At 29.2% G+C, this 12,351-nt stretch carries 10 protein-coding genes and 3 pseudogenes; 7 read left to right on the top strand and 6 right to left on the bottom strand.

Annotated elements, in window-relative coordinates; genetic code table 11:
* Positions 1-97 precede the first annotated feature (97 nt).
* From FVB9532_RS12315 to FVB9532_RS12305, 3 genes are read left to right on the top strand one after another with little or no spacing between them, the layout of a single operon-like run.
* Positions 98-781, top strand: a complete 684-nt coding sequence (locus tag FVB9532_RS12315) for a cell division ATP-binding protein FtsE (protein WP_150545479.1) — start codon at positions 98-100, stop codon at positions 779-781.
* Positions 782-797: 16 nt separating this feature from the next.
* Positions 798-1,694, top strand: a complete 897-nt coding sequence (locus FVB9532_RS12310) for a glycosyltransferase family 2 protein (protein WP_150545478.1) — start codon at positions 798-800, stop codon at positions 1,692-1,694.
* Positions 1,691-2,632 carry a glycosyltransferase family 2 protein gene (locus FVB9532_RS12305; RefSeq protein WP_150545477.1) on the top strand — a complete coding sequence of 314 codons (942 nt, stop codon included), beginning with the start codon at positions 1,691-1,693 and terminating at the stop codon, positions 2,630-2,632. Before FVB9532_RS12310 ends, FVB9532_RS12305 begins: the two co-directional genes overlap by 4 nt.
* Before the next feature lie 18 nt (positions 2,633-2,650).
* Here the strand turns inward: FVB9532_RS12305 and FVB9532_RS12300 are convergent, their stop codons facing one another.
* Entirely contained in the window at positions 2,651-3,751 is a 1,101-nt protein-coding gene (locus FVB9532_RS12300; RefSeq protein WP_150545476.1) for a glycosyltransferase, read from the bottom strand.
* 46 nt (positions 3,752-3,797) lie between these two features.
* On the opposite strand from FVB9532_RS12300, the gene FVB9532_RS12295 reads away from it, so the two are divergent.
* The gene (locus tag FVB9532_RS12295; RefSeq protein ID WP_150545475.1) at positions 3,798-4,937 is read left to right on the top strand and encodes a glycosyltransferase; all 1,140 of its coding nucleotides are present in this window, start codon (positions 3,798-3,800) and stop codon (positions 4,935-4,937) included.
* On the opposite strand, the gene FVB9532_RS12290 is transcribed toward FVB9532_RS12295, so the two are convergent.
* The 3 genes and pseudogenes from FVB9532_RS12290 to FVB9532_RS20090 all read right to left on the bottom strand — a co-directional run.
* Positions 4,934-5,347 (bottom strand): sugar 3,4-ketoisomerase, encoded by a 414-nt coding sequence (locus FVB9532_RS12290; protein WP_150545474.1) that lies wholly within the window; start codon positions 5,345-5,347, stop codon positions 4,934-4,936. The genes FVB9532_RS12295 and FVB9532_RS12290 overlap by 4 nt on opposite strands.
* Before the next feature lie 217 nt (positions 5,348-5,564).
* On the bottom strand, positions 5,565-5,987 hold the full coding sequence (locus FVB9532_RS12285; RefSeq protein ID WP_150545473.1) for an MATE family efflux transporter: 423 nt from the start codon (positions 5,985-5,987) through the stop codon (positions 5,565-5,567).
* 351 nt (positions 5,988-6,338) lie between these two features.
* Positions 6,339-6,718: pseudogene (locus tag FVB9532_RS20090) on the bottom strand (transposase); the annotation flags it as partial.
* Between the two features lie 339 nt (positions 6,719-7,057).
* Between FVB9532_RS20090 and FVB9532_RS19985 the strand changes: the two are divergent.
* From FVB9532_RS19985 to FVB9532_RS12265, 3 genes and pseudogenes are all read left to right on the top strand, one after another.
* Positions 7,058-7,685 (top strand): annotated as a pseudogene (locus tag FVB9532_RS19985) (cell division ATP-binding protein FtsE).
* A gap of 33 nt (positions 7,686-7,718) precedes the next feature.
* Positions 7,719-9,317, top strand: a complete 1,599-nt coding sequence (locus tag FVB9532_RS12270; RefSeq protein ID WP_150545471.1) for a hypothetical protein — start codon at positions 7,719-7,721, stop codon at positions 9,315-9,317.
* 14 nt (positions 9,318-9,331) lie between these two features.
* The gene (locus tag FVB9532_RS12265; protein ID WP_150545470.1) at positions 9,332-10,288 is read left to right on the top strand and encodes a glycosyltransferase family 2 protein; all 957 of its coding nucleotides are present in this window, start codon (positions 9,332-9,334) and stop codon (positions 10,286-10,288) included.
* A gap of 14 nt (positions 10,289-10,302) precedes the next feature.
* Here FVB9532_RS12265 and FVB9532_RS12260 read toward each other — a convergent pair.
* Positions 10,303-10,581, bottom strand: a pseudogene (locus FVB9532_RS12260) (transposase); the annotation flags it as partial.
* Positions 10,582-11,025: 444 nt separating this feature from the next.
* The gene (locus tag FVB9532_RS12255) at positions 11,026-12,300 is read right to left on the bottom strand and encodes an O-antigen translocase (protein WP_150545469.1); all 1,275 of its coding nucleotides are present in this window, start codon (positions 12,298-12,300) and stop codon (positions 11,026-11,028) included.
* Positions 12,301-12,351 lie beyond the last annotated feature (51 nt).

The following is a 12,351-nucleotide window of genomic DNA, read 5'->3' as shown; positions in this document are numbered from 1 at the left end:
TTTATTCTACTAATTTCTAGTGCTAGCATACTTTTTTAAAAGAAAATGAGTTGTAATTCTAGAGAAAAATTTACCTTTAAAGCCTAAAGCAAAGTTTATGGCCGAGACTATTCTAGAACTTCGAAATGCTGCGATATACCAACGGGAAAATTTAATTTTATCGGAGGTTGATGTTGAAATTAACCAAGGTGATTTTGTGTATTTAATTGGTAAAACCGGAACCGGAAAAAGTAGTTTTATGAAAACGCTTTACGGTGATTTACCCTTAACAGAAGGAGAAGGAAGTATTGTAGGCTTTAATTTGCGTAAATTAAAACAAAAGCAAATTCCGTTTTTACGAAGAAAACTGGGCGTAGTTTTTCAGGATTTCAAATTATTGAATGACCGTACGATAAAAGACAACCTTCTTTTTGTTCTAAAAGCTACCGGTTGGAAAGAAAAACGGGCCATGGAAAGCAAGATTGATGAAGTGCTGGACAAAGTGGGAATGAAAACCAAAAACTTTAAATACCCCTATCAACTTTCTGGTGGGGAGCAACAACGTATAGCAATTGCCAGGGCATTATTAAATGATCCTGAATTAATCTTAGCCGATGAGCCTACGGGAAACTTAGACCCGCAAACTTCTGTAGAAGTCATGGAAGTTCTCAAAGACATTAATAAAAATGGTAGGACTATTTTAATGGCAACACACGATTATGCACTTCTCCTTAAATATCCATCTAAAACTTTAAAATGTGATGGACAAAAAGTGTTTGAAGTGGTACAGAAGAGTGCTTAAATTTTATCGAGAATAAATGATTTCAATATTAATCCCTACATACAATTGTATTGCTGTAAACTTAATTAAGGAGTTACATTCACAATGCCTCCAATTAGAAATAGATTTTGAAATTATTTGCTTAGATGATGCTTCTCATAAAACTGATACTATTATTGCCAATAGAGAAATAAACACTCTCCATTCTGTAGTTTTTGAAGAATTACCTCAAAATATAGGAAGAAGCGCCATAAGAAATAAACTTGCAGAAAAAGCTAAATATCCATGGCTTCTATACTTAGATGCAGATGTTATTCCTATACAGAAAAATTTTATTTCAAATTATAATCTAGCTATAAAAAATAATAACAACGTTAAAGTGGTTTACGGAGGCAGAAAACACTTACCTCGTCATAATTCGAATCAAAAACTTCGATGGAAATACGGCTTTTACAAAGAAGACAAAACAAAAGAAGAGAGAAATAGAAATCCTTATATATCGATTATCACAAATAATTTACTGGTTAAAAAAGATATTTTTCATAAAATTAAGTTCGACGAATCTTTAAAAAATTATGGACACGAAGACACTTTATTTTCTTATCACTTAAAAAAAGAAAACGTTGAAGTTTTGCATATTGATAATTATGTTAACCATCAAGAAATAGATTCTAATCAAGAATTTATAACTAAAACAGAGTTTGGATTACAAAATCTACATTACTTATGCAAAAATGGAAACTTACCTTATAAGTATGCAAAAATCACTTCTTATTATCAAGTAATTAGAAAGTTTCACTTAAATTATATTTTCATTTGGAGCTATAAAATTTTTATGTCGAAAATGAAAAAAAACTTACTTTCTAAATCCCCATCACTAAAAGTTTTTAATATCTATAAATTTTGCTATTTCTGTAACTTAAACCAACTATGAATACATTCTTTTCCGTTGTTATTCCCTTATATAATAAAGAAAACTATATTTCAAAAACTATAGAAAGTGTACTAGCTCAAAACTTTAATGAGTTTGAAATTATTATAGTAGATGATGGTTCTACAGATAACAGCTATAATAGAATTAAAAAGTATAAAAAAAACGAAAAACTCACTATTATTCAAAAAGAAAATGGCGGAGTATCATCTGCGAGAAATCTTGGGATAAATCAGGCTAAAGGAAAATATATTGCCTTAATTGATGCAGACGATTACTGGTACCCTAATCATTTAAATAATATTTATGAGACCATACAAAAATTCCCCAATGCAGGTGTGTATGGTACAGGCTATGAAATTTTAATTAATAATTCAAAAGTTGAAAAAGCGGTTTTTAAAAATTTTCAGCCTAATAAAATACAGCTAGTTCCTAATTATTTTGAAGCGAGTACAATTAACGCTGTTATTTGGACATCTGCTTCTGCATTTTCTAAAGAAAATTTTTATAAAATAGGAGAATTCAATTTGAAATTGAGAACCGCACAAGATCTAGATTTTTTTGTAAGAGCAGCTTTAAAATTCGATATTGCTATTCATCCTAATGTTACTATGCGTTACCATCAAAAAAGTGAAAACAATCTGGCCCTATCACATTATAATGAAGACAGAGAGTATTTTATAGATAAATTTAGTAAAGAAGAAAAAAACAATTTATCGTTAAAAAAATACTTGGATATTAATAGGTATGCATTAGTTATTCGATGCAAAATGATTGATGATCCTAGATGGAAAAGAATCATTAAAGCTATTGATATGAAAAATCTCACAGGCAAACAACGTTTTCTTATTGGTTTGCCAAAACATTTTTTAAAGGTCCTTAAAAAGTTACAATTATTTCTACTAAAACAAAATATATACTTAACCGCATTTAAAGGTTAAAATTATATATAAATCACTTTATAATGATAAAACTTCTTTCCATTGTTTTGCTATAAACCGCATACTTAGATGCTCAACACTACTACAAGCATTTTTCTTACATTTCGCATATAGTTCTTCATCTTCATACATTCTATTAAAAGCTAAAGCTAATTCAGAGGGATTATGATTCTCTACCAGTAAACCATTCTTTTCATGGTGAACTATTTCTGAAGGACCACTGTTACAATTTACAGAAACTACAGGAGTTCCTACTGAAAGTGATTCTATTAAAACCCTAGGAAAACCTTCATATCTGCTAGTTAAAACGGTAAATTTTGCCTGACTCAAAAAGTTTCCAACTTCAGGAGTATAGGGAATAAAACTCACATATTGTAAAAGGTTAATATTTTTCACTTTTTTCTTTAAAAATAAAATATCCGGACCAACACCTAAAATTTTCAAATGAATATTATATTTAGGTAAATTAGATTTCGCATAAGCTTCAATCAATAAACTGATATTTTTAACTTCGTCTACCAATCTTCCCAAAAACAAAATATATTTTTCTTTGAACTTTTCACTATTAACACTAAGCTCTTCAATTGGATTATAGATTGTATATACTTTACTTGAATTAAATTTTTTCTCTACTTTTTTTTGAATAAATTTTGAAACAGTTACAATTTTATGAACTCGCTCAATTATTCTCTTAGAGGTATATTTTGCTAGATAAGTATTTCTACCAGGAAAGTAATTTTCTAAATAAGCACTTCTTACTACATAAATAAGTTTTTGATTTTGATAAATATAATTAAGGTAAAAAAGTTCTTTTAATGAATTGTTTTTGACTCTGTTATCAATGATATAATCAAATTTATGTTGAACAATATATTTCTTAAACCTTCTAAACCTTAATAATCTACTAAAGAAAGTATTTGTCTCTCTTTTCTTTAAACCAAGATTAAATAAGGTGCCTTCATACCCATAAGAGATATCATCGGTTAAAATCACTAAATGAACTTGATAGCCCAAGCTATTTAACATTTGAGAAAGTAACGCCGTAGAGCGTTCTGCACCTCCTTTACCTAAAGAAATAGAAACAATACACACCTTTTTATCAAGCACTGAATATGCCATTAACTTTATGATATAATCTTTATCTTGCCAAAGATAAAATATTTATATGAGGATTTTATTAGTTGGTGAATATAGTAGGCTACACAACTCTTTAAAAGAAGGTTTACAGCAATTAGGTCATGAAGTTACAATTATTGCTACAGGGGATTATTTTAAAAATTTCCCAGCAGATATAAAATTAACAAGAAAATACGATCAGGGGATTCTAAGGAAATTTAAAATTACTATTTACTTAATTTTCAGAAAAGATATCACCCAAATAAGTATTACAAAACAATTTTTCAAACACAAAAAAAAATTAATGAACTATGATATTGTTCAACTTATTAATGAAAGACCTTTTTCTATCAAAGGAAAAAATGCGTTGAAAATTATAGATTTTTTAAAACAAAATAATAAGAAACTCCATCTTCTGGCTTGTGGTACTGATTATATTAGTGTAAAATATGCTGCCGATAAAAAATTCAGGTATTCAATTTTATCTCCACTTTTTGAAAAAAAAATCAATAAGAAAAAATACCTGCATATTATCGATTATATATCTAAGAGAAGTTATCAATATCATCAAAAAGTATTTAGAAAAATTAGCTCTATTTCCGCTTCTGATATAGATTACGTTTTACCATACCAAAACCACCCATATTTCAAAGGCTTAATTCCTAATCCTATCAATACTAAAAAGCTCACGTATCGAGAGTTTGAAAAATATAGTCCAATTGTTATTTTTCATGGTATTAATAAAACCAATTACTATAAAAAAGGAAATGATATTTTTGATGCCTCTTTAAAAATAATCCAAAAAAAATATAAAAATAAAGTTGATATAATTACGGTTAGCAATCTTCCGTACATAGAATATATCGAAAAATATAATTCTGCTCATATTTTACTAGATCAAATTTACGCGTACGATCAAGGTTATAATGCTTTAGAAGCAATGGCTAAAGGGAAAGTAGTATTTACAGGTGCCGAAAAAGAGTTTTTAGAATACTATAATTTACAAGAAGATGAAGTTTGTATCAATGCACTACCAGACGTCAATTATTTAGTAGAAAAATTATCTTGGTTAATTGAGAACCCTTCTAAAATTCAAGAGATAGGAAAAAATGCTAGAAGTTTTATTGAAGAACATCACGACTATAAAAAAGTTGCTCAAGAATATATAAAAGTATACGAAACAAATTAACTTTTAGAATTTAGAAAATCCTGATAATCTCGAATATAATCTTCTTCTTTATAAATATCTGAAACTATAGCCAAACAAACCGCTCCAGAAGAAAAATTTTCTAGTTCACGCCAAATTCCTTTAGGTATATAAAGAGCCTTATTCGGCTTATTTAAGGTTAATATTGTTCGATTCTTTCCATCATCCACCACTACATCAAAACTTCCGCTGAGCGCTATTAATGATTGCTGGAGTTGAATATGAGCGTGACCACCTCGAGTAGAATCACTAGGAACATCATACAAATAATAAATCCTTTCAACTTTATAAGGAAGTATATTTTTCTCAATCACAGAAAGATTACCTCTTCCATCAGGATCCGATATCTTTGGAATTTCTATGAAATGAATATCACTTAATTTTGAATCCATAAGCAAACCTTAACGTTAGATTTTAAAACAAACCTAATAATTTTATATAATTAATTGTATTCTTTCCTATTTAAATATCTCATCACCAAAAAGAAAACAACCAATCCGTAAATAATATACCTTACTAAATGTGCTATGACTACGCCTTTAATACCGAAAACAGGAATTAGATAAAATGAAAAACCATAAAAAAGAGCTAACGATAAAATTTCAGTCATTATAAAATTACTAACTTTCTCGCTAGAAACTGATGCGCCAAAACTATAGAAGCAAGCTTTACAAAATCACCTATTAATTGCCATTTAAAAAGCAGTGAAAGGCCTTCAAAATTTGGATAAATTAAATTTACGATCCACTCTCTACAAAAGTACACTAACAACATTCCTATTCCGAAAAGTGGCAATAAAGTCTTATAGATATATATTAACTCTTTTGTAAACTCTTTCTTTAGCTTTATGCGAGAAAATTTTGGTAAAACATACATCGAAAAAATAGCTTCAAAAAAAACCATGTAATTTTTAGATATATTAGTCATTGCAGTCCAAACTCCGGCATCATACTCTGAAATTTGTTTGAATAATGTTGATCTAATACTAATTTCAACATAATTCAATAGAATCGTAGAGCAAAACGACATCATGGTAAGAGCGAGTAAACTTATAGAAAAAAGAGTAATTAAATTTTAAGGAAGAAAACTTCATATATTCTTTTAAAACACCATCTAAATTGTACTTAAATAGAAAAACAAACTACTAACTCAATAACTTATTAGCTCAATTTTAGCCAATTTTTTGTAAGATGACAATCCATTTATTACGCCATTCAAAATTCGCTGAATACCTATAAAAGCGACACAGACGGAAAGCAATTTCATTAAATAATTAAAATCATCAGTAGCAAATAAATATTCACTTATGATTGATGCTCCGAAGAAAAGAACATACACTAACAACTAAAACGAATAAAAATGAAGTTGAAAATAAATTTTGAAGTTGTTTTTCATATTCTTTCTGATCTTGGTAATCAAGTGAACCCCATCCACAAAGATTTTTTTAAAGAGATCTTTGCCTATATACCCTTTGTTCCCATAGAGTTTGCCCATTATCTTCTTATGGAAATTATCACTTTTTAAATGTGCCCTTACATAGAAAAGGTAAAAGTGCTTCAGGTTTTTGAAATTCCCGAAATGGAAAAGTACCAGTAAGGTCATTACTTCACTATTGGAGAGCTTGGATTTCTATTCCTGCTTTTGATAGAGCAATCAGCTGATAGAGCAATCAGCTCCAAGAAGTAGTTTGCTGCGCTTGTTCAAATTCTTGATAAAATTCATCAAAAAAAGAAAACTTCAGTAATTTTATCGGTAGAAATGATAAGCAGAATATTAGTTAAATATTTGAACTTTATATAATTAAATACACTGATTTTCTGTTTTTTTCTTTGTTATCTACAATTCCTCTTTTTTTACTTTTCTTATATCGAACTCACGTTAAACCATATTTTTAAAACGCATAAAAAATGCTTTAATCATGTTAATGTTAAAAAGGAAACCGTTCAGCTTAATTCTACTAATTTCTAGTGTTTACATACTTTTTTAAGAGAAAATGAGTTATAATTCTAGAGAAAAATTTACCTTTAAAGCCTAAAGTAAAGTTTATGTCCGAGACTATTCTAGAGCTTCGAAATGCTGCGATTTACCAACGTTAAAATTTAATTTTATCGGGGGTTGATGTGGAAATCAACAAAGTTGATTTTGTCTATTTAATTGGTAAAACCGGAACGGGAAAAAGTAGTTATATGAAAACGCTTTATGGCGATTTACCTTTATCTGGAGGTGAAGAAAGTATTGTAGGCTTTAACTTACGTAAACTGAAACAAAAACAAATTCTGTTTTTACGAAGAAAACTGGGCGTAGTTTTTCAAGATTTTAAGTTATTGAATGACCGCACGATAAAAGATAATCTCCTTTTTGTGCTAAAAGCTACCAGTTGGAAAGAAAAACGAGTGATGGAAAGCAAGATTGATAAAGTATTGGATTAAAGTGGGTATGAAAACCAAAAACTTTAAATACCCTTATCAACTTTCAGGTGGAGAGCAACAACGGATAGCGATTGCTAGGGCTTTATTAAACGATCCTGAATTAATTTTAGCCGATGAGCCTACGGAAAACCTAGCCCCAAAAACTTCTGTGGAAGTCACGGAAGTATTGAAAGAAATTAATAAAAATGATCGTACTATTTTAATAGCCACACACGATTATGCGCTTTTACTTAAATATCCATCCAAAACTTTAAAATGCGACGGGCAAAAGGTATTTGAGGTGGTACAGAAGAGTGCTTAGATTTATGTACCTTTTTTTACAAATACAATGAGAATGCATCAAAAAGACTTAATTTATTTACAGGAAAACTCTTTTAAATACCTGTATTGGGTTTTACTTCTTTTCTACATTGTAATGTACACTACTTTTGGTTTTGAAGATGGGGATATGGGTACTATTTTCAGTATTTCTTGGAGTATGTACAATGGTTATTTCCCATATACAGATTTCACTTACATTAAACCTCCTTTTTCACCTTATTTCCACTCTTTATTTCTGTACATAACCGAAGATTACGCCTATCTAATCAATAGAGGCTTTTATTATATACAGGTTTTTTTGTACTCCTATTTTGCAGCAAAACTACTTTGCAAAATATTTAAAATAAACTCTAAAAACACTGTTTATTTTATTGCGATACTAGGTGCATTAATAAGTATACACAATTACCCCCCAATGCCTTGGAATACGGTAGACGGTATTTTCTTTTCTATTTTAGGTACCTATTTTTTGCTGCATAGAAAAGAAAAAATATGGCAAATTATTTTAGGGACTTTTTTAATCTCACTAGGTGTTTTATGCAAGCAATCTTTCTTCTTCTTTCCTGTATTTTTAACCGCTTATCTAATACTGCTAAAGAATTATAAAAAAGCTACTATTTTTGTAATTAGTGGATTAGTTACTGCCATACTATTCATTATTATTTTATTTTTAAATGATGCTTGGGATGCATTTTATAATCAAATTTTCAGCTTTACACCTGCCTCTAGTTTTATTAATACCGCAATAAAAGTATATTATTTAGCATTTAAGTTTAATTACTTATTAATAATAGGATTATTGTCAGTTTTCTTTTTAGTAAAAAAATACCTTCCTAATCATGTTACTTTTCTGTATGCAATTACAAGCATTGCGGTTCTATTTTTATACTTCTACTTGCACAAAGACAGTTACCATACAGTAAAAAATGCTTTAATGCAATCGCTACTAGTTATTTCAGCTTTATATGCATTATACTTCGCAAAGAAAGATAAAAGATATTGGTTTTTATTACTCCTTTTAAGTCTCAGTTGGTGTGCTGCTATTAGCAATGGTTTTAATACACCAATTCATTTTTCAACCCCAATTGTGTTTACTTTTTTTATAATGAGCTATGATTTAAAAACCTTTGCATTTTCAAAATTAGTCGGGTCAATAAGTGTTTTATGTTTTGTAATTGTTTTTTATGTAGGCTATCAAAACGTTTATATGGACTCCAATCGAAAAGAACTAACTTATAACATGGGAGCTATTTATCCGCAACTTAGTTGTATAAAAAGCGACAAACCTACTTACGAAAAGTATTTAGAGTTAAAAAAATTATCACAAAACTATACCAATTATACCATATTGCCCTCTGTAACCCTTGGACATTATTTAACCAAAACAAAAAACCCAATTGGTGTTGACTGGGTTTTTAACCATCACTTAGCCGATCAAATTCAACTATATATTGACAAGCTAGAGACTAAAAATGTAACCGTTTTTCTTGAAAATTTTGAAAATAACATCAATAATTATGAAGAAACTTCTTTACTCACAGTGTATGTGAAAAATAATTGGAAATTAGTTGAAAAGAGAAACTATTTTAGGGTTTATAAAAAATCCCAATAAAACATCATTTGCTTATGACTTCTTCAAGTTTTTTATCTATCATAATTCCAGTTTATAATGAGGATGAAAATGTTTTACCCTTAACAAAAAAAATTGAAACAGCATTAATCAACTATAAATTTGAAATCATATATATAGATGATTTTAGCACAGATAATACGGTAAAAAACATTAAGTCTTTACAAAATCCAAACATAAAATTAATTGAGTTAAAAAAAAATTACGGACAAAGTTTAGCTTTAGCCGCTGGGATTGACAATGCCTTGGGAGATTTTATTATTTCACTAGACGGAGATATGCAAAATGATCCAAATGATATCCCAAATATGCTTAAACTACTAATCGAAGAAGATATTGACCTTGTAACGGGTATAAGAGTCAATAGAAAAGACTCTTTCTTTAAAAAAATTCCTTCAAAAATAGCAAATTATATTATTCGAAAAACAACCAAATTAAACATTCAAGACCAAGGATGTGCCTTAAAAGTTTTTAGAAAAGAAACAGCTAAAGAACTGAATCTATATGGTGAAATGCATCGTTTTATAGCCCTTTTAGCCTTTTTAAATGGTACCAGAATTAAAGAAGTTCCCGTAAAGCACCACCCCAGAAAGTTTGGAAAATCTAAATATGGATTAGGGAGAACCTTTAAGGTTATAAATGACCTTTTGCTAATACTTTTTCAACGTAATTACCTACAAAAACCTTTGTATTTATTTGGAAATATTGGCCTGTTTTTTTTCTCTTTAGGATTACTCATTAACATATACCTTTTAATAGAAAAAATACTTGGATTTGACATTTGGGGAAGACCCATTTTAATTGTAGGGGTGTTATTTGTTCTGTTGGGTATTCAGCTTTTTACCATCGGTATTGTTATTGATTTACAAATGCGAACCTATTACGAATCGCAAGATAAACGCCCTTATATAATACGAAAAATAACCTTACCTACTGAAAAAGATAAAAAATAATTGATTATCCGCAATTAGTTATATCCTGCAATTCCTGCTATAACGAGACTATCGAAGAGCTTTTCTCCAAAATATCTCCTGTTGAGTTTATGGATAAATTCATTCAGGTATAGCCGTAGTTACTTTCCCTTGATCTTGTTATAGTTGCCCACGAAGTTCTTCTTCGCATTACTGATGGTAATGTGCACCCACCGCAATGTCTCTTTGCTAAGCCCTTCACTGGATTTTTCGAAGATATGTAGCTCCACATAGTCCGATATATCAACATATGACGTACTATCATCACTAAGGACATGATTTTTTTGTAAAGCGTTAGCTATACTTCAACAAAAATATAAAAGGAAAATAGAAGTTATTACTGTTGAAAACCTTCCTTACCAAGAATAAATCACCAAATACGACAGTACACATATTATTTTAGATATGGTTTTATGCACACGACCAAGGTTTTAACGCTTTGGAAGCGATGGCAAAAGAGAAAGTGGTTTTTACGGGAACCGAAAAGAATTTTTATACTATTATGGTTTAAAAGAAAATCAAGTTTGCGGAAATGCCTTACCCGATGTAAATTACTTAGTTAAAAAACTTTTGTAGCTCATAGATAACCCACAAAAAATTGAAGAAATAGGAAAAAATGCCCTCGATTTTGTAGAACAAGAACACGAATACCTTGCGATTGCTCAAAAATATATAACCACTTGAAAGTCTAATTTATAGAATTTGAAGCTTAAATAGTATTAGTTTTTCTTAAAGTAGTGTATTATTAAAAATAAAACCAATAAAAAATACAAACAATAACGAATTAAGTTGGCTATTACTACACCTTCTACCCCATAAATATCAGTTAGAAAATAAGCTAAACCGAAAAATAAAGCTAAAGAGACAATCTCTGAAAAAATAAAGCTTTTTACCATTTTTTTTGCTAAAAATTGATGAGCTAATATGATGGAAGCTAATTTCACAAAATCTGCCATTAATTGCCATTTGAATAATGGAGCAAGTCCTATAAAGTCTGGATATACAAGTTGTATTAATAAATTTCTAGCAAAATAAATAATAATCATTCCCAAGCCAAAAAGAGGTAATAAAGTAGTATATATTGAATATAATTCTTTTTTAAAATCTCTTATCTTGTGTATTCCTGCAAACTTAGGCAGCACATATAAAGAAAATAAAGCATTAGAAAAGACCATATAATTTTTGGAGATGTTTAACATAGCGGTCCATATTCCTGCATCAATTTCGGATATTTTTCTTATAAGCATAGACCGTATACCTATTTCTACGTAATTAAATAAAACAATAGAAAAAAAAGACATCAGCGAAAAAGTAAGTAAGTCTTTTGCAAATGGAATTTTGAATGATAATTCAGAAAAATGTATATACTCTTTTAGGGTTTTAATAAAAATAAATAACAAAATAAGCAATTGAATGACAGGTGTAACTGCTATGGCTATTAAGACGCCATCAATAGAATATTGAAAAAGAAAAAATATGGTCAGTGCCGAACTAACTAAATAACCTACTAAATCAATTAAAGCAAATTTCTTGTATTTAGATAACCCATTTACAACGGCATTAAATATTTGTTGAATAGCTATAAATGGAACTACTACAGCCATTAACTTTATAAGGTAGGCATATTCTGCAGTGCTAAATAAATAATGACTAACCTGTCTTGAAGCTAGCAATAGAAAAGTTGCCGTAGTGAATGAACCTATTAAAATAAAAACAAATGAGGTAGAAAAAAGCTTTTGTAACTGCTTTTCATCTTCTTTATATTGTGCAATATACTTTACAACACCACTAAAAATACCTAGTGAAGAAATCGATGTTAGTATTTGGGTAATGTTTCGTAATTGCCCAATTTTAGCTATTCCGGCTTCCCCAACCATTTCTGCCAAAATACGTTGTATAAACATTGATACACAAAGTCTAACGCTAATAGATAATGCGTTTAAAGAAGTTATCTTTAGCAATAAATTTTCGCGTACAAATTTAGGAGTTTTCAAATAGCTTGTATTTTATAACAATTTAATCATATAATGCCATATTCCTTAACA

The sequence above is a fragment of the Mesonia oceanica genome, from assembly GCF_902499555.1.
Classification (GTDB): domain Bacteria; phylum Bacteroidota; class Bacteroidia; order Flavobacteriales; family Flavobacteriaceae; genus Mesonia; species Mesonia oceanica.
Note: the sequence above shows the minus strand (reverse complement) of the source record. Positions and strands in the feature narration are given on the sequence as shown.